At 72.5% G+C, this 20,925-nt stretch carries 21 protein-coding genes; 4 read left to right on the plus strand and 17 right to left on the minus strand.

Annotated features, from left to right (window positions below; translation table 11 throughout):
- Positions 1–93: 93 nt before the first annotated feature.
- Complete coding sequence (locus AB0J53_RS17540) at positions 94–822, plus strand: hypothetical protein (RefSeq protein WP_364173125.1); 729 nt, start codon at positions 94–96, stop codon at positions 820–822.
- Here AB0J53_RS17540 and AB0J53_RS17545 read toward each other — a convergent pair.
- From AB0J53_RS17545 to AB0J53_RS17565, 5 genes are all read right to left on the minus strand, one after another.
- The gene (locus AB0J53_RS17545; protein ID WP_364173127.1) at positions 812–1,627 is read right to left on the minus strand and encodes a hypothetical protein; all 816 of its coding nucleotides are present in this window, start codon (positions 1,625–1,627) and stop codon (positions 812–814) included. The two genes, AB0J53_RS17540 and AB0J53_RS17545, sit on opposite strands and share 11 nt — an antisense overlap.
- Positions 1,628–1,739: 112 nt before the next feature.
- Positions 1,740–1,901 (minus strand): hypothetical protein, encoded by a 162-nt coding sequence (locus AB0J53_RS17550; RefSeq protein WP_357584078.1) that lies wholly within the window; start codon positions 1,899–1,901, stop codon positions 1,740–1,742.
- A gap of 62 nt (positions 1,902–1,963) precedes the next feature.
- Positions 1,964–3,556, minus strand: a complete 1,593-nt coding sequence (locus AB0J53_RS17555; protein ID WP_364173131.1) for an FAD-dependent monooxygenase — start codon at positions 3,554–3,556, stop codon at positions 1,964–1,966.
- The gene (locus AB0J53_RS17560) at positions 3,553–4,407 is read right to left on the minus strand and encodes a fumarylacetoacetate hydrolase family protein (protein ID WP_364173133.1); all 855 of its coding nucleotides are present in this window, start codon (positions 4,405–4,407) and stop codon (positions 3,553–3,555) included. The genes AB0J53_RS17555 and AB0J53_RS17560 overlap by 4 nt, the downstream gene beginning before the upstream one ends.
- A complete protein-coding gene (locus AB0J53_RS17565) occupies positions 4,404–5,264 on the minus strand; it encodes a dioxygenase (protein ID WP_364173136.1) in 861 nt (286 codons plus the stop codon). The genes AB0J53_RS17560 and AB0J53_RS17565 overlap by 4 nt, the downstream gene beginning before the upstream one ends.
- Before the next feature lie 67 nt (positions 5,265–5,331).
- On the opposite strand from AB0J53_RS17565, the gene AB0J53_RS17570 reads away from it, so the two are divergent.
- Positions 5,332–5,997 carry an FCD domain-containing protein gene (locus tag AB0J53_RS17570; RefSeq protein ID WP_308125586.1) on the plus strand — a complete coding sequence of 222 codons (666 nt, stop codon included), beginning with the start codon at positions 5,332–5,334 and terminating at the stop codon, positions 5,995–5,997.
- A 29-nt stretch (positions 5,998–6,026) separates the two neighbouring features.
- Here AB0J53_RS17570 and AB0J53_RS17575 read toward each other — a convergent pair whose 3' ends face one another.
- The 4 genes from AB0J53_RS17575 to AB0J53_RS17590 form a co-directional block, all read right to left on the minus strand.
- Positions 6,027–7,505 carry an ATP-binding protein gene (locus tag AB0J53_RS17575; RefSeq protein ID WP_364173140.1) on the minus strand — a complete coding sequence of 493 codons (1,479 nt, stop codon included), beginning with the start codon at positions 7,503–7,505 and terminating at the stop codon, positions 6,027–6,029.
- Between the two features lie 63 nt (positions 7,506–7,568).
- Complete coding sequence (locus AB0J53_RS17580) at positions 7,569–8,219, minus strand: HNH endonuclease family protein (RefSeq protein ID WP_364173143.1); 651 nt, start codon at positions 8,217–8,219, stop codon at positions 7,569–7,571.
- A gap of 43 nt (positions 8,220–8,262) precedes the next feature.
- Positions 8,263–8,820: a hypothetical protein gene (locus tag AB0J53_RS17585; protein WP_364173145.1), complete on the minus strand. Its 558-nt coding sequence runs from the start codon at positions 8,818–8,820 to the stop codon at positions 8,263–8,265.
- A 238-nt stretch (positions 8,821–9,058) separates the two neighbouring features.
- Positions 9,059–9,604, minus strand: a complete 546-nt coding sequence (locus AB0J53_RS17590; RefSeq protein ID WP_364173147.1) for a GNAT family N-acetyltransferase — start codon at positions 9,602–9,604, stop codon at positions 9,059–9,061.
- Between the two features lie 232 nt (positions 9,605–9,836).
- Here AB0J53_RS17590 and AB0J53_RS17595 point away from each other — a divergent pair, with 232 nt between their 5' ends.
- Positions 9,837–10,067: a helix-turn-helix transcriptional regulator gene (locus tag AB0J53_RS17595; RefSeq protein WP_364173803.1), complete on the plus strand. Its 231-nt coding sequence runs from the start codon at positions 9,837–9,839 to the stop codon at positions 10,065–10,067.
- A 244-nt stretch (positions 10,068–10,311) separates the two neighbouring features.
- On the opposite strand, the gene AB0J53_RS17600 is transcribed toward AB0J53_RS17595, so the two are convergent.
- Positions 10,312–11,475, minus strand: coding sequence for an acyl-CoA dehydrogenase family protein (locus AB0J53_RS17600; RefSeq protein WP_219499742.1), 1,164 nt, complete (start codon positions 11,473–11,475; stop codon positions 10,312–10,314).
- A 126-nt stretch (positions 11,476–11,601) separates the two neighbouring features.
- Between AB0J53_RS17600 and AB0J53_RS17605 the strand changes: the two genes are divergently transcribed.
- Complete coding sequence (locus tag AB0J53_RS17605) at positions 11,602–12,915, plus strand: UDP-glucose/GDP-mannose dehydrogenase family protein (RefSeq protein WP_364173150.1); 1,314 nt, start codon at positions 11,602–11,604, stop codon at positions 12,913–12,915.
- Positions 12,916–12,969: 54 nt separating this feature from the next.
- On the opposite strand, the gene purE is transcribed toward AB0J53_RS17605, so the two are convergent.
- From purE to AB0J53_RS17640, 7 genes are read right to left on the minus strand one after another with little or no spacing between them, the layout of a single operon-like run.
- Entirely contained in the window at positions 12,970–13,482 is a 513-nt protein-coding gene (gene purE, locus AB0J53_RS17610; protein WP_219499746.1) for a 5-(carboxyamino)imidazole ribonucleotide mutase, read from the minus strand.
- Positions 13,479–14,627 (minus strand): 5-(carboxyamino)imidazole ribonucleotide synthase, encoded by a 1,149-nt coding sequence (locus AB0J53_RS17615; RefSeq protein ID WP_219499748.1) that lies wholly within the window; start codon positions 14,625–14,627, stop codon positions 13,479–13,481. The genes purE and AB0J53_RS17615 overlap by 4 nt, the downstream gene beginning before the upstream one ends.
- Positions 14,624–15,697, minus strand: coding sequence for a DUF917 domain-containing protein (locus AB0J53_RS17620; protein WP_219499750.1), 1,074 nt, complete (start codon positions 15,695–15,697; stop codon positions 14,624–14,626). Before AB0J53_RS17620 ends, AB0J53_RS17615 begins: the two co-directional genes overlap by 4 nt.
- A complete protein-coding gene (locus AB0J53_RS17625; RefSeq protein ID WP_364173155.1) occupies positions 15,690–17,207 on the minus strand; it encodes a hydantoinase/oxoprolinase N-terminal domain-containing protein in 1,518 nt (505 codons plus the stop codon). Before AB0J53_RS17625 ends, AB0J53_RS17620 begins: the two co-directional genes overlap by 8 nt.
- A 12-nt stretch (positions 17,208–17,219) precedes the next feature.
- The gene (locus tag AB0J53_RS17630; RefSeq protein WP_219499761.1) at positions 17,220–18,527 is read right to left on the minus strand and encodes a cytosine permease; all 1,308 of its coding nucleotides are present in this window, start codon (positions 18,525–18,527) and stop codon (positions 17,220–17,222) included.
- Positions 18,528–18,550: 23 nt separating this feature from the next.
- The gene (locus tag AB0J53_RS17635) at positions 18,551–19,885 is read right to left on the minus strand and encodes a hydantoinase/oxoprolinase N-terminal domain-containing protein (RefSeq protein WP_364173158.1); all 1,335 of its coding nucleotides are present in this window, start codon (positions 19,883–19,885) and stop codon (positions 18,551–18,553) included.
- Positions 19,882–20,868: a DUF917 domain-containing protein gene (locus AB0J53_RS17640; protein ID WP_364173161.1), complete on the minus strand. Its 987-nt coding sequence runs from the start codon at positions 20,866–20,868 to the stop codon at positions 19,882–19,884. The genes AB0J53_RS17635 and AB0J53_RS17640 overlap by 4 nt, the downstream gene beginning before the upstream one ends.
- Between the last annotated feature and the right edge of the window lie 57 nt (positions 20,869–20,925).

The following is a 20,925-nucleotide window of genomic DNA, read 5'->3' on the forward strand; positions in this document are numbered from 1 at the left end:
CCGCCTCTCCCCCGGCACTTTCGGCTCTTTGACCGACGGCCATCGGCCGAAAGGCCGATCTCCCCGCCAGGGCGGCCACGCCACGATCGAACCATGAAGCGAATCACGGCAGCGGCGGCGCTCGTGCTCACCGGTCTGACGGGCTGCGGCGTGAGCCTGGACGCGGACGAGGTCCACTCCGCACGCGCCTTCCCCCACTCCGGGACCACGCTCACGCTCGAGTCGCCGATCGGCGGCCTGCGCGTCCTGCCGGCCGCCGGCCCCGGCATCCAGGTCGACCGGTGGCTGCGCGGCAAGGCCGCCGACGACGGCAACAACTCCTGGCGGCTCGCCGACGGCACCCTGCGCCTCGACGTCGACTGCACGGTGGTGTTCGGCGACTGCGGCGCCCGCTATCACGTACGGGTGCCGCCCGGGGTGCGGCTGGTCGTCCGGGGCGGCGACGACGGCGTCATCCTGCGCGACCTGCCGCAGGACGTCGACGTGTCCACCTCGGGGCCGATCAGGGTCTACGACGCCTCGGGACGGCTGAAGCTGCGGGGCGACCACGAGGTGATCGCCGGCACCCGCCTGCGCTCGGCGGACGTCGAGGCGCGCACCACCACGGGCACGATCAACCTGACGTTCGCCGAGCGGCCCGCCGGGCTGGACGTCAGGTCACAGCACGGGCGGGTGACGGCGACCGTGCCGCGTGGCGACTACGCCGTGACCGCCGGCAGCACCCACGGCCGGGTCCGGTCCGAGCTCAAGGACGCCGACGGCTCCCGGCACACCATCGTGGCCAGGAGCTCGACCGGCGACGTACGGTTGATCAGTTCTTGACCCAGACGGCCGTGTAGACGCCGTTCTCGGCGTTGACCTGGACGGGGTAGAGGCCCTTGGCGTTCAGCTGGTCGAAGCGCGACTGATAGCCGGAGGCGGTCATCCCGATGTAGTGGGCCCACGACTTCAGCCCGTCCTTGCGCCACGCTGCCGCGTAGGTGCCGTCGGGGCCCACGGCCACGCTGGTCGGCCTGTAGCCCGCGCCGACCCGCTTGTCGAACTCGGCCCGGTGCGCCGCGGCCGACTTGCCGTAGCTGAAGTACCAGCTCCCGCCCGGGTTGACCGTCCACACCGCCACGTAACGCCGGTCGCCGGCGGTGCCGTACACGTCGACGGACGACAGCACGTAGCCGTCGTCGGCGGCCTTGCGGTTGGCGGCGGCGAACTGCGCGTCGTCCAGCCCGTGCCTGGCGAAGAACTTGCCGCTCCTCTTCTCGAAGACGGCGGCGAACACCGCGTCGCTCCCCGAACCGGTGCCGGAGATCGAGATGGGCTGGTAGCCCTTCGCCAGCGCCGCGTCGAAGCGCGACTGGAGGCCGCTCGCCGACATCCCCTGGTACATCAGCCAGCCCGGCGACGAGCCCTTCTGCCACACGGCCGCGTAGCGGGGCCCCTCGGAGACGTTCACCGTCACCGGGTGGTAGCCCTGGTCGCGCAGCTTGGTGAAGTTCGCCGTCTGCTGGCTCGGCGTCGCGCCGTGGTAGGCGACGAACGCGGGCGCGGCCTGGGCCTGCGCCACGGGGGCGAGCGCCACCGCCGTGGCCAGGGCGGAGACCACGACGGCGGCCTTTCCTACAGTCCTCATGACCCTCCGATGCAGGAATCTTTACTCGTTCATGGGGGAAGGGGACCGACCCTAACAGCCGGGCCTGACGTCCCGAACCCCCACTCCGGCGATTCCCGCGGTCATGGGACGCTCAGTCGCCGTCGCCCTCCTGATCGTTGCCGTCGTCCGGGACCTGAGTGTTGACGATGTCCGGATCGTCGTCGCCGTCCCCGTCACCGTTGCCGCACGCCCCGGTCAGGCCGACGACGGCGGCCAGAGCGGCGGCCGCCACCGCGTTGCGTCTGCTCCTCATGCACACCTCCATGCCGGTTGTCGGGCGTTCCTTTATCCCGGGCGAAGACGATCTAACCTCTCTCAGGCACCTCGGGCGTGATCCAGGAGGGTTCCGGGATCGGGAGGGGTGTCTCCGCGCCAGGCGATGTGGTGATCCGGCCGGACCAGGACATAGCGGGCGCCGTACAGCTCCAGGAGGTCGGGGCGGTGCAGGTGGTGGCGGGTGAAGGGGATGCCGCGCGCGGCGGCGGCCTCCTCCCAGGCGGCGCCCGCGGGGTCGGTGGCGATCTCCAGCAGCGTGAAACCGGGACCGAGCGCGTCGTACAGCGACCGGTCGCGGGCCTGCCAGAAGTGCGGCAGCCGCGAACCGGGCGCGCCGGACGGGCGGTAGACGGACGTGCTCGACACGGGGGCGGGCCCGTCGTCGGCGGCGATCAGCGGCGAGCCCGCGTAGCGGGCGCCGAGCACGAAGCCGAGCGTGTACGTCTCGTTGGCCTTGGCCTGCCTGATGAGCTCGGCGGCCTTGAGCCTGGCCTGCGCGCCCTCGTCGGAGTCGTCGTCGAGGCCGGGCCTGGCCAGCTCGCCGGTGAGGACGCGCATGTTCGCGGCGGCCTCGGCGATCGTGCGCTCGGCCATCGGGCGGCGCTCGGCCTCGTAGCTGTCGAGCAGCCCGGCCCCGGCCCAGCCGCGCAGCTCGGCGGCCAGCTTCCAGCCGAGGTCGACGGCGTCGCCGATGCCGGTGTTGGCGCCGAAGCCGCCCCACGGCGGGTTGAGGTGGGCGGCGTCACCGGCCAGGAAGCAGCGGCCCTCCCGGTAGCGGTCGGCCACCAGCATGCGGGCCGTCCACGGGTCGAGAAGGCGCACGTCCACGGGATGCTCGCGGCCGATCATCGTGTGCAGCGCCCGCTCCACCCACGCCGGGTCCGGGTCCTCCGGAGCGCCGATGATGATCGCCCACCAGGCGCCCTCGGTGTCGAGCGGGCCCATCAAGCCACTGACCTCGGGATTGACCACCCAGTACTGCACGGCCCGACCGTGCGGGTGCGCCTCGGTCAGCCCCGGCGCGTGGAAGACCGCCTGCACGTTGCGCACGGCGTGGGTCTCGCCGGACAGCCGGATGCCCAGCTCGCCCCGGACGACGCCGCGCCCGCCGTCGGCGCCGACCAGGTAGCGGCCCCGGACCAGCTCGCGGCGGCCGTGCTCGTCGACGGTCTCGGCGGTGACGCCGCCCGCGTCCTGCTCGACCCGGGTCACGCTGCGGCCCCAGCGGGCCTCGACCGTGGGGCGGCGGGCCAGGGTGGCGCGCAGCGCCTCCTCCACCCGGTTCTGCCCGCACCACTGCGCCGGCTCGGCCAGCTCGTCGCGCCGCACGTCCGTCAGGCCGAAGATGCCGTCGAAGCGCTCGATGCGGTGCCCGGTCAGGCTGGCGCAGAACACCGCCGAGTCCGCCCAGCCGAACGGCAGCCGCGCGTTGTCCCGGATGTCCGCCGCCACGCCGAGCCTGCGGAAGATCTCCATCGACCTCGGGTTGATCTGCTTGCAGCGCGGCGAGCCGTTCCCGGCCTCCGTACGCGGCTCCACGAGCACGCAGCCGATGCCGCGCGAGCCCAGCTCGTGGGCGAGCGTCAGGCCGACGAGCCCGCCGCCCGCGATGACGACCTCGGTTTCCGTCACGGGGTTTCCTTCGCTGAGGAGCCGACGATGGGCGTGCGCAGGGTCCCCAGGCGCTCGACGTCGACCTCGACGACGTCGCCGGGGCCGAGCAGCCAGGGCGGCGTGCGTACGTAACCGACGCCCTCGGGGGTGCCGGTCGCGAGCACGTCGCCGGGGCGGAGGGTGAGGGTGCGGCTGATCAGCGACAGCACCTCGCCCACCTCGAAGATCATGTCCTTGGTGTTGCCGTCCTGCACCAGCGTGCCGTTGACGCGGGTGCGCAGCCGCAGCCCGTCACGCAGGTCGCCGACCTCGTCGGCGGTGACCAGCGGGCCGAGCGGGCCGGTGCGGTCGCCGTTCTTGCCGAGCGTCCACTGCGTGGTCAGCTTCTGGGCGCGCCGGGCGGTGAGGTCGTTGAAGGCCGAGTAGCCGAGGACGGCTGCTCGCGCGGTGTCGGCGTCGGCCTCGCGCAGGGGCGCGCCGACGTACGCGGCGATCTCGCCCTCCCAGTCGAGCCCGGCCTCGTCGGCGGGCACCGGCGCGGGCACCCCGCCGACGCTCAGCGACGCGGTCCAGCGCCCGAACAGCGTCGGATGCTCCGGTACGGCGAACGCGCCCTCGGCGGCGTGGGCCCGGTAGTTCAGCCCGACGCAGATGACCCGGGCGCCGGCAGGCACCGGCGGGACGAACTCCACCTCACCGGCCGCCACGGGCGCACCGGGCTCGGCGGCGAGCGAGCGCGCGGGGTCGGCCCAGAACGCGTCCACCTCGGCGATCGGCCACACCTCGGCGCCGTCGAGGCCCTTGTCCAGGTCGCCGTCCAGGCGGGCCACCCACGGCCGCCCGTTGATGATCACCCCGACGAGTTTCACCGCGCCTCCTCGCGCACCAGCCGCACGTCGAACTCCAGCTCCTCGAACGGCATGTCCATCCCCCACCGCTCGTCCGGGCCCTCCCGCCGCACCGGCTCGCGGACCAGCTCTGGCTTGACCGCGTAGGCGGCGTCGGAGTCGAGGTACGGGTCGCCCGCCAGGAAAACGTGCGTGGTCAGCGTCCGGTAGCCGGGCGCCGACACCTGGAGGTGCACGTGCGCGGGGCGCATCGGGTGCCGTCCGATCGCCCGGAGCAGCCTGCCCGCGGTGCCGTCGACCGGCACCGGGTAGCTGCTGGGCCGGATCGTGCGGAACCAGTAGCCGCCGTCGGGGCCGGCGGTCAGCAGGGCGCGCAGGTTGCCCAGCTCCTGCTCCTCGTCCTGGCTGTCGTACAGGCCGGCGTCATCGGCCTGCCAGACGTCCACGAGCGCGCCCGGCACGGGCGTGCCGTCGGTGCCGAGCACCCGGCCGTGCACCACGGCCGGGGTGCCGCGCTCCCGCTCGGGGCCGGTGGCGATCCAGTCGCCGAGCTCGCGCGCCGGGGCCGGCGAGTGGAACGGGCCCTGCACCGAGGAGGGCGTCATGCCCTCGGGGCCGGCGTGGTTCACGTCGTCGACGGCGGTGGTCAGGCCCAGCATGTCCGACAGCAGGATGAACTCGTTGCGGTGCGGCCCGCACCACCGCTGCCCGGTCTCGGCCAGGAAGTCCAGCCCGGCGAGCCACTCCCGCTCGGTGGGGCGCACCTCGGCGACGAAGGAGTGCAGATGGGAGATCAGCGACGAGACGATCTCGTTGACCCGATCGTCGGTCCCGTCGACGCCGTTCAGCACCTGCTGGAGTAACGGATCGCTCGGCATCGAAACACCCGTACCTTTCGAAGGTTTGTCAACGCTGGAGCGTAGCGCGATCTGCTACTTTTGTCCGGTGGTTTCCCCATTGACGCGGGCCGAAGCCCTCGCCGCCGACATCGAAGCCATGATCACCGAACGGGGTCTCGGGCCCGGTGACCTGATCGGCACCATGGAGGAGTTCCGCGACCGCTCCGGGTTCGGCCGCGCCACCATCAGCGAGGCGGTGCGCCTCCTCAGCGACCGAGGCAGCGTCCACATCCGCCCCGGCCGGGGCGGCGGCCTGTTCGTCGCCGAACCCAACCCCGTCGTCCGGCTCCGGCACACCCTGCTCACCGTCCGCCGCGAGCCCACCACCGTGGCCGACGCGATCGCCGTACGCGAGTCGCTGGAGCCCCTGATCGCCGCCGACGCCGCCCGCCACCGCACGTCCGCCGACGTCACGGCGCTGCGCCGGCTCGTGGCGCGGCTCAGGAAGTCGACAGGCGACGCCGAACGCTTCCTGCGCGCCAACTGGGCCCTGCACGAGCGCATCGCCCAGATCAGCCCGAACCCGCTGGCCAAGGCCGTCTACCAGAGCATGACGCGGTGCATCGCCGACCTGTCCACCGGCGCCGGAGCCACCCACCCCGACGGCTACCTGGACGAACGGGCCGAGATCCACGCCGAGCTGGTCGAGGCGATCGCGGCCGGCGACGTCGACCGCACCGCCGCCGCCGTCACCCGCCACCGCGGCCCCTGACCTGCCGCGTCGTAGCACCGGCGGGCCCATCAGGGCCTGTACAGCCTGTCCAGATCCACGAGGCGAATGAGCGGATCCCCCTGGGCCGCCACGGCGAGCTCATCCGTGAAGCCGGAACCCCCGTAGCAGGCGAGGACCGTGCCGCCGGTGTCGTAGCCCTTCTCCTGGAGCAGCTCCCGGGCTCTGACCAGGCGCGCGAGGTGATGGTGACTCATCGTCTCCCCCCACTTCGCCTCGCCCAGTGACAGGACCCGCTTGGGACGGCCCGGCTCCTGAGCGGCGAACACGGCCACGTCGATCTCGATCTGGGTCCGGTTGGCCGGATCGGGCACGACCCCGGAGCCTACCTCTGCGGGAAAGCCGCCGTAGACGTCCTCCTCCGCGTGGCGGGCGAAGTCCCGGCACACCGCCTCGAAATGCGGGCCCACCACCTGCGCGAGGAAGGTGTGCCTGATCGACCCCCACACGCTCTCGGCGCGATGGATCTCCAGCTCTGGCCAGCGACGACGCATGATCGCCTCATAGAAGGTGATCAGCGGCTCGACGATGCGGTAGCGGGCACGGCCCGAGCGGAACAGGTCCGGCTCGCGGACGATCAGCGCGCAGTCCTCGAGGACGTTGAGCGGATGGGTGATCTGATCGGATTTCCGGCCGACATAGTTGGCGATACCGCCGTTCGTGGTATTTCCGCTGGCGATGGCCGCCAGCACGGAATGGTAGAGCGCGGGATCGCGGATCTCGGATTCCTCCGCCAGCAGGTAGCGCGCCTCACGGAAGAGCGGCGTCTGCGGGTTGAGCACGGTCCGGCAGATCCAGGAGTCGAAATCGGCCAGATCAGCCGGCACGTCACCCTGGATGAACTCATGGCGATAGGCGGGCGTCCCTCCGACCACCGCATTGACAAGGACGGCCAGCCGAGGATCGGTGATGCCCCAGAACGCCGCCGCCTCACGGTAGCGGAACGGGTGGATCACGAGTTCGAGACCGGCCCTGCCTCGCAGCGGCGCTTGACCGGCCAGGAGATTCCCCATGACGGCCATGGCCGACCCACAGAGCACCAGCCGTGCCGTACTCTCCTTCCCGCTGCCGCCCGGCCCGAGTTCGCGCTGGATGATGGAGGGCAGCGCGGGTGAAGTCCTGGTCAGGAACGGGAACTCGTCGATGACGACCGGCACCCGGCGATTGCGGACGGAGCGGAACAGGTGCGCGATCGCGTCGTTCCAATCCCGGAACGGAAACTCGGGCACCTGACGGGTGTAGCGGGTCAAGGCGTCGGCGAACAGTCGGAGGGATTCGGCCTCGGTCGCCTCCGTCGCGGCGAAGTACAGCCCGTTCATCCGCTCGGCGAGCGCCTGCAAAAGGAAACTCTTGCCCTGCCTCCGCCGCCCCGAGACCACGCCGAGCGTCGCCCCGCCGGCCGCGGCGGCACCGCCACCGGCGGAGGCGAATCTGACCAGCCCCTCCCACTCCCGCGTCCTGCCGAAGACATGATCTGGCTTCGCCGGCATCGCCACTCCCTTTGAAATACAGAAGTACACTTCTCAGTACTGTACTTCTGTATTTCGCACCCCTCAGCAGGTGCGGAGCATGTTGAGCAGGGCCGTGCGCTCGTTGCGGGTCACGAAGAGCCGGTAGTGCCGCTTCACGGTGATCCACGAGGTCGCGTAGCGGCACCAGTACGCGCGCCGCGGCGGGCGCCAGCTCTGCGGGCCCTGGCCGCCCTTGGCGATGTTGGAGGAGTGGCTGACCGTGAGCAGTTCGGGGCGGCGCAGGTCGTTGGCGAAGGCGCGGCGCTTGGCCTGGCTCCACCGCTTGGCCCCGGAGCGCCAGGCGTAGGAGAGCGGCACGACGTGGTCGACGTCCACGTACTTCTCGCTCTTGAGCCACTTGCCGTCGTACGGGCTGTACCAGCGGCCCTTGACGGGGTGGCAGGCGGCGTTGCGGCGGACGCGGCGCCCGTCGCGGGCCAGGACCGTCTCCCGTACGCTGCACGTGCCCTTGTGGTGCGCCCACCGGGACTGGAACCGCTTGCGGCTGTAGCCGCGGATGGATAACGGCCGGGCGACCTTGAGCTGGGCCAGCATCCGCCGGGCCGACGCCTCGGCGGTCGAGCGCTTACGGGGCTCGGCCGACGCCGGGAGGGCGGCGACGGCCGGGAGGAACAGGAGGGCGAGCGTGGCGACGCACGCCGCCCGCCGCAGGATGATCAAGGTTCGACCCATGCCCCGTGGCATCCCCCGCTTGGGGCGGCGCTATTCCGCCCGGTCACAACATCAGGACGAGCTGGGCCGCGATGGCCACGTCCACCACCCCGCACCACTCGGCGAACGAGCGGGCCACGACCTTGTCCATCTTCAGGTGGACGAAGTCCCAGACCCCGTGGAAGAGCCAGCCGGCGGCCACGAGGTAGCGGCCCAGATCCGGGTCGACCGCGAGCCCGGCCAGCGCCAGCCCGCCGAACACCAGCATGCCCAGCGCCTGGACCTGGAACGTCCCGTCGCGCCGGAGCTGCCCGTCCACCGCGCCCCACACCAGCACGACCAGCGCGATCGCGGTGATGACGGCGGCGGGCTGGATCACGTCCAGCGCCCGCAGGCCGACGACGCCGACGATGCCGATCCCCAGCCCGGGCCAGGTCGCCGCGCGCCGTCGCAGCTTGGCCACCACCAGGTAGAGCAGCGGGAGGAGCATGAGGGCGTGGGCGAGACCGGCGATGCCGTCGCCGGACGACGACCCGCCGAACGTCAGCGCTGTCGCCGCCAGCGCCAGCGCCGTCGGCCAGCGCCGCAACAGCCAGGAGATCCACTTCGGGGCGCCGTTCACGGGTGAGCTCCGTCGGTACGGAGTGGGGGTATCCATGAGGACCACTCTGGAGGAGCCGCACAGGTGTCAGTAGTGCCGGAACCGCAGGTGAGCGCATGGGGATGTCACGCCTCGGCATGACATCTGTCATGTCGCCCCGGGCGCTCCCGTTCAGTCCGGGCGCGACCGGAGCCGGGCTCTGGGCCTGGCCGTCCGCGTGGCGGGCCGCCGATAGGGGCTTCTGGAGACGCTCGCGCCGCTACCTCTGGTCGAGGGCGCGCGTCATCCAGATCGAGTCGCCGTGCTCGGCGTCCTCGGTGACGCGGCCACTGGGGTGGAACCCGAGCTTCTCAAGAACGCGGAACGAGGGCGCGTTCCACTCCCGCACGGTCGCCCAGAGCCGTCGCCGCCCCGTCCGGACCGCCGCCTCCAGGACCGCGCGGGCGGCTTCGGTCGCGTACCCGTGACCGTGCGCCCGCCGCGCCAGCTCGTACGCGATCTCGGGTTCGTCGAAGGACGCCTGGCCGACGATCAGCCCGCAGTACCCGATGAACTCCCCGGTGTCCCGCAGCTCGACCGGGAACAGCCCGAGCCCGGGCTCCGCCCCCCGCGGATCCTCCACGAGCCGGCCACGGAGGTCCTCGACCGTCGGCCGCCCCTCGTCGTCGACCCGCCGCGCCGACGGCACCCGGGGATCCCGCTCCAGCCACAACCCGTGGTAGCCCTCGGCATCCGACGGCACCCAGGCCCGCAACCGCAACCGCTCGGTCACCAGCTCGGCCGGCAGATCCCCATAAGTCCCCACCCGCCCAACCTAAACCAGCACCACGCAGCCGAAACGTTCGGGCCAGTCGTAGTGGTGGCTCCTCAAACCCTGCGGGAGCAGCTCGGAATCCGCCACGCTTCGGATGTCGCGCTGGTACGAGGAAGGACAAGCGATGAGCCCAGGACGCAACTAGCGTGAGGTCAAGGCGGAAGCGCACCGGCTGTACCCCGAGCTGGCCGACCCCCAGCGGCAGGCCGCCGCCGATGCGCAACTGGATGCCTACATCGCCGGCCATCATCTGAAGGAACTGCGCAAGTCCGTCGGCAAGACGCAATCCGAGGTGGCGGCTGCGCTTGGGATCTCACAAGCACGCGTCTCCCAGATCGAGAACGGCGATCTGGACTCGATGGAACTCGAAACCATCCGCGCTTACGCAGCCGCTCTCGGTGGCCATGTCGACGTGACGATCAGCGTCGGACCTCACTCGGTACGCGTTGCCTGACCATGAGTTCCACCGCCACCGTGTCCGCGCACGGTCCCAGGAGACCCTGGGCGCCGCACTTCGACGTCTACGCCAACAACTGGCACCCTACGACTCCGCGTGGCACCCGAGAGCGCGCTCAGGCGTAACGCATCGGCGGTAGCAGCCTGTGAGCTGGGGGTTTGGGGGGCTGTGCCCCCCAATGTGAACGGCTGAGCCAACGGGCGCGAAGCGCCTCTTCGGCGAAGGCCCTGCCTTTGGGCGCCTACTTGAGGAGCTGCCTGGCCATCACCATGCGCTGGATCTGGTTGGTCCCCTCGTAGATCTGGGTGATCTTGGCGTCCCGCATCATGCGTTCCACCGGGAAGTCCTTCGTGTACCCGTACCCGCCCAGCATCTGCACCGCGTCGGTGGTGATCTCCATGGCGGCGTCCGAGGCCGCGCACTTGGCGGCGCTGGACAGGAACGTGAGGTCCTTCTGCGGCTTGCCGTGCATGGCGAGCTCGGACTTGGCCGCCGCGTGGTAGGTGAGCTGCCGGGCGGCCTCCAGCTTCATCGCCATGTCGGCCAGCATGAACTGCAGCCCCTGGAAGTCCGCCACGGGCCGGCCGAACTGCTTGCGCTCCTTGACGTACCCCACGGCGTAGTCGAGGGCTCCCTGGGCGATGCCGAGCGCCTGGGCGGCGATGGTGACGCGCGTGTGGTCGAGGGTGGCCAGGGCGGTCTTGAAGCCGGTCCCGGGCTCGCCGATCATGCGGGATTCGGGGATGCGGACGTTCTCCAGGATGACCTGGCGGGTGGGTGACGCCTTGATGCCGAGCTTGCGCTCCTTCGGACCGAAGGAGACGCCTTCGTCGGACTTCTCCACGACGAAGGCGGAGATTCCGCGCGCCCCGGCGGACGGGTCGGTCACGGCCATGACGGTGTAGTACTCGGACACGCCGGCGTTGGTGATCCACATCTTGGTGCCGTTGAGGACGTAGTGGTCACCGTCCTTGACGGCGCGGGTCTTCATGGCGGCGGCGTCGGATCCGGCTTCCGGCTCGGAGAGCGCGTACGAGAACATCGCCTCGCCGGTGGCGACGGGGCGGAGGTAGGCGGACTTCAGCTCCTCCGACGCCGACAGCAGCAGCGGGACGGTGCCGAGCTTGTTGACGGCGGGGATCAGCGAGGAGGAGGCGCACGCGCGGGCGACCTCCTCGATGACGATGACCGCGGCGAGGGCGTCGGCCCCGGCTCCGCCGTAGGACTCAGGGACGTGGACGGCGTGCAGGTCGGCGGCGACCAGGGCTTTGTAGACGTCCCAGGGGAACTCCTCGTTCTCGTCCGCCTCGGCGGCACGCGGGGCGATCTTCTCGTCGGCGAGGGCCCTGACCGTGTCCCTGAGCATGTCGTGCTCTTCGGCGGGCGCGTACAGAGGAAAGTCCATACAGAGATACTAGGACGTCCGAGCATCTTGTTACCAGTCGGTACGGTTTGCGGGGTATGCCCAGGTGGCACGAAGGGGGTAGCCAAGAGCCGGTAGCATGCCACGGCGATCGAAAGGAGTTCACTCGTGCCATATCGCCTCACGGTGATCGGGACCGGTTACCTGGGCATCACCCATGCGGCCTGCATGGCTGATCTCGGATACGACGTCCTCGGCCTCGACATCGACGCCGACAAGATCCGCCGTCTCAACAACGGTGAGCTCCCGATCCACGAGCCCGGCCTGGAGCCGGTGCTGCGCCGGGGGCTCGAATCCGGCCGGCTTCGGTTCACCACCTCCTACGAGGAGGTGGGCGCTTTCGGCGACGTGCACTTCGTGTGCGTCGGCACCCCGCAGAAACGCGGCGAGTACGCCGCCGACGTGTCCTACACGGACGCCGCCATCGAGTCGCTGGCCCCCTACCTCGACCGTGAGTGCCTGGTGGTCGGCAAGTCGACCGTGCCGGTGGGCACCGCGGGTCGGCTGGCCGACAAGCTCGCCATGCTGGCCCCGGCCGGGACCCAGGCCGAGCTCGCCTGGAACCCCGAGTTCCTGCGCGAGGGCTTCGCGGTCCAGGACACGCTCCACCCCGACCGGATCGTGATCGGCGTACGCAGCGAGCGGGCCGAGAAGATGCTGCGCGAGGTGTACGAGCCGCTGGGCGAGGTGCCGATGGTCGTCACCGACTTCCCCACGGCCGAGCTCGTCAAGACGGCGGCCAACTCCTTCCTGGCCACCAAGATCTCCTTCATCAACGCGATGGCCGAGGTGTGCGAGGCCGCCCACGCCGACGTGCAGCAGCTCTCGCTGGCCCTGTCGTACGACGACCGCATCGGCGGGCGCTACCTCAACCCGGGGCTCGGCTTCGGCGGCGGCTGCCTGCCCAAGGACATCAGGGCGTTCATGGCGCGGGCCGGCGAGCTGGGCGCGGACCAGGCGCTGACGTTCCTGCGCGAGGTCGACGCGATCAACATGCGCCGCCGGGCGCGGATGGTGGACCTGGCCAGGGAGCTGGCCGGCGGCTCGTTCCGGGGCTGCACGGTGGGCGTGCTCGGCGCGGCCTTCAAGCCGAACTCCGACGACATCCGCGACTCACCGGCGCTGGACGTCGCCGTGACGATCGGGCACCAGGGCGGCCAGGTCACGGTCTACGACCCGATCGCGCTGGACAACGCGCGTAAGGCGCACCCGGAGCTCAACTACGGCGCGTCGGCGGTGGAGGCGGTGCGCGGGGCGCACGTCGTGCTGCTGCTGACCGAGTGGGACGAGTTCGTGGCCCTCGACCCGGAGGAGCTCGGCTCGGTCGTGGCCACGCGCAGGATCGTCGACGGGCGCAACGCGCTCAACGCCGAGGCGTGGCGCTCGGCGGGCTGGCACTACCGGGCTCTCGGCCGCCCCTGAGACCTCCGGCGCGCCACTCACGCAGCGCGCCGGGTACGTGGTGTGACGCGGCCCCTACGAGAGCGGCCGCGTCTCTGCGAGCGACGCCGCCTCGGCGCGCAGCCGCGCGCCCTTGGCGTGCGCCTGCTCCTTCAGCGTCTCCTGGAAGGTCACCATCCGCTCCCGCAGCCCCGCGTCGGAGGCGGCCAGGATGCGTACGGCCAGCAGCCCGGCGTTGCGGGCGCCGCCGACCGCCACGGTGGCGACGGGCACCCCGGCGGGCATCTGCACGATGGACAGCAGCGAGTCCATCCCGTCGAGGTACTTCAGCGGCACCGGCACCCCGATGACGGGCAGCGGCGTCACGGAGGCGAGCATGCCAGGGAGGTGGGCGGCCCCGCCGGCCCCGGCGATGATCACCTGGATGCCGCGGGACGCCGCCTGCGTGCCGTAGTCGATCATCTCCGCGGGCATCCGGTGGGCCGACACGACGTCGGCCTCGAACGGCACCCCGAACTCGGCAACGGCCTCCGCGGCCAGCTTCATCACCGGCCAGTCGGAGTCGCTTCCCATGACGATGCCGATCATGCGTACTCCCCGGTGGTGAGGTGGACGGCGGCGTGGCGGGCGCGGGCGCGGCAGGAGTCGAGGTCGTCGCCCGTGACCGTGACGTGCCCGATCTTGCGCCCGGGACGCACTTCCTTGCCGTAGAAGTGCACCTTCACGCCGGGGTCGTGCGCCATGACGTGCTCGTACCGCTTGAACAGGTCGGGGTCGTCGCCGCCGAGCAGGTTGGCCATCACGACCACGGGCGCGGTCATCGACGGCGAGCCGAGCGGCAGGTCGAGCACCGCCCGCAGGTGCTGCTCGAACTGCGACGTGCGGGCGCCCTCGATGGTCCAGTGGCCGCTGTTGTGCGGCCGCATGGCCAGCTCGTTGACGACCAGCCCGCCGGCCGTCTGGAACATCTCGACGGCCAGCAGCCCGGTCACGCCGAGCTCGTGGGCGATGTTGAGCGCGACCCGCTGCGCCTGGGCGGCCTCCTCCGGGTCGAGCCCGGGGGCGGGGGCGAGCACCTCGACGCAGATGCCGTCCTGCTGCACGGTCTCGACGACCGGGTAGCTGACGCCCTGCCCGTGCGGGGAGCGGGCGACGAGCACGGCCAGCTCCCGCTCGAACGGGACGAACGCCTCGGCCATCAGCGGCACCCCGGCCGCGAACGCCTCGGTCACGTCGGCCTCGGTGCGGCACACCCACACGCCGCGCCCGTCGTAGCCGCCCCGGATCGCCTTGAGCACGAACGGCCACCCGTGCTCCTGGGCGAACGCGACGGCCTCGGCGGCGTCGGACACGCGGGCCCACGCCGGGCAGGGCGCGCCGATGGCGGTCAGCCGCTCGCGCATGACGGCCTTGTCCTGGGCGTGGACGAGCGCGTCGGCGCCGGGGTGGACCTGGAGGCCGCCGGCGGCCAGCGCCCGGATGTGCTCGGTGGGCACGTGCTCGTGGTCGAACGTGATCGCGTCGCAGCCCTTGCCGAACTCCCGCAGGTCGGCCAGGTCACGGTAGTCGCCGATGCGGGTGTCGACGATGACCCGGGCGGCGCTCTCTCCGGGGGCGTTGGCCAGCACCCGGAGCTCCACCCCGAGCGCGATGGCGGCCTGCTGGGTCATCCTGGCGAGCTGTCCCGCGCCGACGATGCCGACCACGGGGCCGATGGGACTGTATGCGTTCACGTGACTTGAGCATACCTACCCCGAAGGGGCAGGTAGTCGCAGTCGTAGCCGAAGTAGCGGGGCCCCGCGAGCTCCAGCCCGGCGGGCGAGGCCCAGCGCGGGTCACACGGCGCGGCGATGACCGTGACGCGCAGCCCGTAGCGCATGGCCTCGGTCGTGACGGGCTCGCCGGAATCGGTGTCGAGGACGCAGATCAGGTCGGGGGTGGTCGCCACGATCTCGCCGTCGCGGCGGGCGAGCAGGTGCTCGTTCTGGAAGCTGAGCTCCAGCGTGCCCGTGCCCTCCAGGCGGGCGTTGCCCCGGGCGAAGCCGCCGGTGGTGCGGCGTTCGACGTCGACGACCTTGCCGGTGAACAGCTTGACGCCGCCGAGCACGTCCAGGGCGGCGCGCACCGGGTCGGCGTTGGCGGCGCGGGCCCGCCGCACGGCCTTGCCGAGGTTCTCGGCGAGCGTCAGCGTGGCGGGGACGAGGCCGTCGCGGAGCTGGTCGCCGCGCAGCACGGTGTCGGCGCAGGAGACCTGGCAGCCCATCTGCACGCAGGCGGCCCGGGTGATGCGTTCGGCCCACTGGTTGGACACGGTGTCGACGACGAGCGTGTTGCCCTTGTCGTCGGCGACGGCCATCGGCGTGTTGGGCACGCCCATGAGGGTGGGCAGCACCATCTGGGCCTCGGGGAAGGCCCGGCCCATCGCGTCGCCGTCGACGAGCGGCAGCCCGGCCTGGGCGGCGGCCGCGATGGGGATCATCGAGTTCACGCCGCCGATCTCGATGGGCACGATGTGCGTGGCGGGGCGGCCGAGCACGGCTTCGAGTGCGCGCAGCGCGGTCAGCTCCTCGGTGCCGGCGGGCAGCTTCTCCAGCAGCACGGTCGGCGCGCCCATCCCGGACACGGCGACGACGGTGGCGTCGGCGGGCACCTCGTCGATGTCGTACACGGTCACCGGGCCGTGCCTGCGGATGGCCTCGCGGGCCAGCAGCTTGCCCACGTACGGGTCGCCGCCGCCGCCGGTGCCGAGGATGCCGGCGCCGCGCGCCAGGTCGTCGAGCCGGTCGATCCCGATCTCACGCATCGATCTTCTCCAGGTCCAGGTCGCCGACGGCCTTGATCCTGACCCGGGTGGCGTCACCCGGCAGGTAGGCGAGCGGCAGCTCTTCCACGTCCACGATCCGCACGCTGCCCGCGCGCGCCCCGGCGCGCTCGGCCCGCGCGACCGCCTCGTTCTTGGCCTCGGCCAGCACGCTCTCGCGCGGGCCCGAGAACACCCGGTCGACCTCGCCGCCGACCTGGGCGATGGCTGCGCCGACGGCGTTGGCCACCTCGTAGTGGTCGGGGCGGCGCACGTCGGCGAAGCCGGGCAGCTCGCCGACGAGGATGCTGCCGCCGCCCACGAGGACGACGGGCAGCGGGGCGGCGCTGGTGCGCATGCGGTCCACCGCTTCGGCGACGCGCTCGGCGATGCTCTTCAGCGGGCGTTCGTGGTCCACGCCGGTGACGCGAGCGGGGTCGCCGACGACGGCCTGCCCGGCGGCCACGGCCAGGTCGGTGGCGGTCAGCGTGCCGCCGCCGAACACCAGCGCCTCGGCGGTGAGCCGGTAGCCGACGCTGCGCGGGCCCACGCTGCCGTCGGGGGCGACGATCGAGCCGCCGCCGATGCCGATGGACAGCACGTCGGGGATGCGGAAGTTGGTGCGCACCTCGGCGACCAGCGCCTCGCCCGCGGCCTCGCGCGGGAACCCGCCGTTCAGGATGCCGACGTCCGTGGTGGTGCCGCCGATGTCGACGACCGCGCAGTCGGTCAGCCCCGAGAGGTACGCGGCTCCGCGCATGGAGTTCGTCGGCCCGGAGGCGAACGTGGCCACCGGGTAGCGGCGGGCGTGGTCCACGTCCATGAGCGTGCCGTCGTTCTGCGACAGGAACAGCGGCGCCCGGATGCCCGCCACCGCCAGCGCCTCGGCGAACGCCGCGACCGTACGGCCGGCGAGCGGGCGCAGGGCGGCGTTCACGATGGTGGCGTTCTCCCTGGCCAGCAGGCCGACCCTGCCGATCTCGTGGGACAGCGACAGGTGCACTCCGGGGCCCAGCTCGGCGGCCAGGATGTCGGCGGCCTGCCGCTCGGAGTCGGCGCTGACCGGGGAGAACACCGAGGAGATCGCGACCGTGCGCAGGCCGCGGGCCCGGATGTCGGCGGCGACCCGCCGGAGCTCGCCGGGGTCGAGGGCGGAGATGGGCGTGCCGTCGTACTCGTGGCCGCCGTGGCACAGGTAGACGGCGCCCTCGACGGCCTCGCGCAGCCGGTCGGGCCAGTCGACCAGGGGCGGGAGCGCGGCCGTGGCGGGCAGGCCGAGCCGGACGGCGGCGACGGGCTCCAGCCGGGCGGCCTCGACGAGGGCGTTGACGAAGTGGGTGGTGCCGATCATCACGGCCGACGCCTCGGTGGCGCCGAGCCCGGCGATGGCCGCGGCGACGCCGCCGGTGACGTCTTCGGTGGTGGGGGACTTGACGGTGGCGAGCACCTGGCCGCCGTCGCCGATGAGGGCGGCGTCGGTGTTGGTGCCGCCGACGTCGATGCCGATGCGCATGTACGGGACTTTCTAGGCGAGGACGGGCTGTTCACGGCTGGCGCGGACCAGGCCGAGCCGGCCGGCGACGACGTAGGCCAGTCCGGCGAGCAGGAGGGAGTTGAGCGCGGGGATGCCGATCCACTGGTAGTGCTCGCTGAGCCAGCCGAACAGGGCGGCGGCGGCCCAGATGACGAGCGTGGCGGGCACCCAGGCGGGCTCGGTGTCGGGCAGCCGCCCGGCGGCGCGTGAGGCGTCGAGCACCGGCCGCCAGCGGCGCACCACGAAGTACTCGGCGACCATGATCCCGGCGATCGGCGGCGTGATGACGCCGAGGATCAGCAGGAAGTCGGTGAACCGCTCCAGGATGCCGAGGGCGGCGAGCACGCTGCCGAGGACGCCGACGCCGATCGTGACCGTGACCCGGTTCAGCCGCACGCCGGTCGTGGTCTCGACGGCGTTGAGCAGGCCGAGCGTGGAGGAGTACAGGTTCCAGTTGTTGATCTTGACGGTGGCGGAGATGAGCACGATGACGCCGACCACGCCGGACGACGCCGTGATGATCGCGATCACGTCCGACGTCTTGACCGCGTAGGCCAGCAGCACGCCCGCGAGGCCGAGCACGTACTCGCCGAGCGAGATGCCGACGAGCGTCTGCTTGACCACGTCGCCGGTGTTGCGGTTGAACCTGGTCATGTCGGGCGTGGTGACGGCGCCGACGATGTACGAGCCGGCCACGATGGTGGCGCCGGTGGCGATGCTGATGGGCTCGCCGAACGGCGGCGAGGCCACCAGCGTGCCCAGGTCGTGGCGGGAGATCTCCACCCACATCGCCCACCCGGCCAGCCCGAGGAACGCCGGCACGGTGATGAACGCGGTCATCCCCATGGCCTTGAACCCGCGGATGACCAGCAGCGTCACGCCGATCCCGGCGATCAGCGACCACGCCCACAGCGGCAGCCACGACATGATCGAGTGCAGCCCGGCCGCGAACACCGCGGTCTGCACGCCGAACCAGCCGAACAGGCTCAGCGTGATGACGATCCCGATCAGCGTGGACCCGTAGCGGCCGAAGCCGGTCCACCGGGCCAGCATGGACGTCGACAGGCCCTCGCGCATGCCGGCGATGCCGACGAAGATGCAGACGACCTCCAGGATGACCGACCCGAGGGTGAACGCCCAGAACGCCCCCCAGAACGACAGGCCGGCGCCGAGGGTCGCGCCGAGCAGGAACTGCGTCAGGTCGGAGAGCTGGCCGAACCGCTGCACGGCCACGTTGAACCACGGGTAACGCGCGCTCTGCGGCACCCGCTCAAGGGGATAGTCGGAGTCGGTGGTCACGTGCTCGCCTTTCTCAGGGGGGTTCACAGATGCGAGGGGCGGCCGGCCGCGCGGGCGCGGAGCCTGACGAAGGAGCCGGGCAGGTAGTCGAGCGGGGTCTCGTCCACCTCGACCAGCGCCACGTCGCGCGGGTCGGCCCCGGCGCGCACGGCGGCGGCCCTGGCCTCCTCGGCGACGGCCTCACGCGCGGCGGCGCCGGGCAGCCGGACGATCCGCTCGTACTGGCCGCCGACGGGGCTGACGGCCGCGCCGATGGCGCCGGCGCACAGCCCGTGCGCGGGGTGCAGGCCGTCGGGGACGGCGTGGGCGCCGCCGCCGACCACGACGAGCGGGAGCCGCGCCGGGCCGGGCTGCAGCCGGTCGACGGCCTCGGCCAGCTCGGCGGGGTCGATCGGGCGCGGCACCCGGATCAGGCCGGGGATGCGCAGGCCCACGGGCACGCCGCCGATCCCGGCCCCGCGCACCGCCTCCTCGGGGAAGCCGCCGGCCAGCACGCCGACGCGGACGCGGGCCGCGCCCACGTCGGCGACCACGGCGTCGTGCAGGCCGGCGAGCACGCCGGCGCCGCGCAGCACGCTGGCGGGGCCGCTGCCCAGGCTCAGCCCGGGGTGCCTGGCCAGGTGCTCCAGGCTCATCAGCGTGCCGTCGCCGCGCGTCACGAACACCGCCGCGCCGGGACACAGGCCCGACAGCGTCTCGGCCAGCCCTTCGGCGACGGCTCCGGCGAAGCCCGAGAGGGCGGCGTCCAGCACGGTGGCGTTCTCGCGCTCCAGCAGGCCGATCGAGCCGAGCTCGGCGGAGAGCGAGATCGGCAGGTCGCCGGCCTCGGCCCGGATGATCTCGGCGGCCTCCCGCTCCTGGCGGCCGTCCAGCGGGGAGAACAGCCCGGTGACGGCGACGGCCTCGGCGGCGCCTGCCGCCGAGGCGGCGAAGCGGGCCACGGCGTCGCGGTCCAGCGGGGTCCAGTCCTCCCGGTCCAGGCCGCCGCCTCCGGCGACGGTGGCCGTCCCGGCGCTGACGGCCGCACGCAGGTCCTCCGGCCAGCCCGACAGGGGGCGTACGGCGCGGCCGGACTCGCCGCTGATGCGCAGCACCGCCACCCGGCGCAGGCCGCGCCGCCGGGTCACGGCGGTGGCCGCGCCGCGCAGGCCCACCGCGACCTGGGCGGACTCGTGCGGAGGCAGTGCCCCGAGCGCGGCGCGTACACAGGCCACCGGGTCGTCGGGGACGGAGGCGACCTTGACGGTGGCGAGCACGCGCCCGGCATCGTCGAGCAGGGCGGCGTCGGTGTTGGTCGGCCCGACGTCCACCCCGGCCCGCACCATGCCGACCTGCCGCCGCTCGACCCCGGGGCTCATGACGGCCTCCCCTCGCCGGTCAGCCCCGCCAGGCCGAAGGCCGCGGGGCCCGCGAGGCGCAGGCCGGCGGGGGTGTGCCAGATCGGGTCGCAGGGGACGGTGACGACGCTGACGCGCAGGCCGTAGCGGATCTGCTCGACCCGCAGCACCTCCTCGGTGCGGGTGTCGAGCAGCGCGATCACGTCGGGGACCAGGGCCAGCGGCGCGCCGTCCTCGATGACCGCGTGGAACTCGCTGCCCGCCTCGATCCTGGCGAGCCTGCCCAGGTCGCGGCCCAGGCCCTCGATGAGGATGGTCCCGGACGTCTCCGCCACCTTGCCGGTGATGAGCGGCTCGGGGAGGGAGGTCCCGAGCCGCAGCGCGCGGGTGACGGAGCCGACGGCCGTGCAGGCGGCGACCTGGCCGCCGCGCAGGATGTACTCGCTGGTGGCGACCTGGCCGCCGAACGCCTCCAGCGAGGCCCTGACCAGCCGTTCCAGCCAGCGACCCGTCACGTTCTCGATGACGACGGTGCGCCCGCGCTCGTCGCACACCACGGCGGGCGTGGGCGGGACGCCGTGCAGCTCCATGACCGTCTGGTCCATGCCGGGGAAGGCGCGGCTCATGCCGTCGGCGTCGACCAGCGGCAGCCCGGTGACGGCGGCCCAGGCGACGGCCAGGCAGCCGTTGGCGCCGCCGATCTCGCTGGCCATGACGGCGCCGACGGGCGCGCCGAACAGCTCCTCGACCTTGGCCCGCAGGTGGACGGGCTCGTTGACGCCGCAGATCCGCTCCGACATCACCGCCGACGAACCGGCCGTGCCGACGGGCATGACGAGCGTGTCCGGGGCGAGGTCGCCGGGCCGCACGACGGCGACGGGGCCGTGGTCCTCCAGCGCCTGCATGGCCGCCGCCCGCGCGATCGCGACGGGGCCGCCGCCGCCCGAGCCGAGCACGGCGCACCCTCTGGCGAACGCGGGCAGCAGCCCGGTTCCGATGTCCACCTGTTCACGGTACGAAATCGCAGGTCAGCAGTGGTGTGCTGGGGGCACCTTTATGGG

It is taken from the genome of Nonomuraea sp. NPDC049725 (assembly GCF_040674795.1).
In the GTDB taxonomy this organism is placed as follows: domain Bacteria; phylum Actinomycetota; class Actinomycetes; order Streptosporangiales; family Streptosporangiaceae; genus Nonomuraea; species Nonomuraea ceibae.

What these genes read in the sequence shown, in the direction of transcription:
- AB0J53_RS17540 (WP_364173125.1), top strand. Translation starts at nt 94, where the DNA reads ATGAAGCGAATCACGGCAGCGGCGGCGCTCGTGCTCACCGGTCTGACG.
- AB0J53_RS17545 (WP_364173127.1), bottom strand. Translation starts at nt 1,627, where the DNA reads ATGAGGACTGTAGGAAAGGCCGCCGTCGTGGTCTCCGCCCTGGCCACG.
- AB0J53_RS17550 (WP_357584078.1), bottom strand. Translation starts at nt 1,901, where the DNA reads ATGAGGAGCAGACGCAACGCGGTGGCGGCCGCCGCTCTGGCCGCCGTC.
- AB0J53_RS17565 (WP_364173136.1), bottom strand. Translation starts at nt 5,264, where the DNA reads ATGCCGAGCGATCCGTTACTCCAGCAGGTGCTGAACGGCGTCGACGGG.
- AB0J53_RS17575 (WP_364173140.1), bottom strand. Translation starts at nt 7,505, where the DNA reads ATGCCGGCGAAGCCAGATCATGTCTTCGGCAGGACGCGGGAGTGGGAG.
- AB0J53_RS17580 (WP_364173143.1), bottom strand. Translation starts at nt 8,219, where the DNA reads ATGGGTCGAACCTTGATCATCCTGCGGCGGGCGGCGTGCGTCGCCACG.
- AB0J53_RS17600 (WP_219499742.1), bottom strand. Translation starts at nt 11,475, where the DNA reads ATGGACTTTCCTCTGTACGCGCCCGCCGAAGAGCACGACATGCTCAGG.
- purE (WP_219499746.1), bottom strand. Translation starts at nt 13,482, where the DNA reads ATGATCGGCATCGTCATGGGAAGCGACTCCGACTGGCCGGTGATGAAG.
- AB0J53_RS17620 (WP_219499750.1), bottom strand. Translation starts at nt 15,697, where the DNA reads ATGCGTGAGATCGGGATCGACCGGCTCGACGACCTGGCGCGCGGCGCC.
- AB0J53_RS17625 (WP_364173155.1), bottom strand. Translation starts at nt 17,207, where the DNA reads ATGCGCATCGGCATCGACGTCGGCGGCACCAACACCGACGCCGCCCTC.
- AB0J53_RS17635 (WP_364173158.1), bottom strand. Translation starts at nt 19,885, where the DNA reads ATGAGCCCCGGGGTCGAGCGGCGGCAGGTCGGCATGGTGCGGGCCGGG.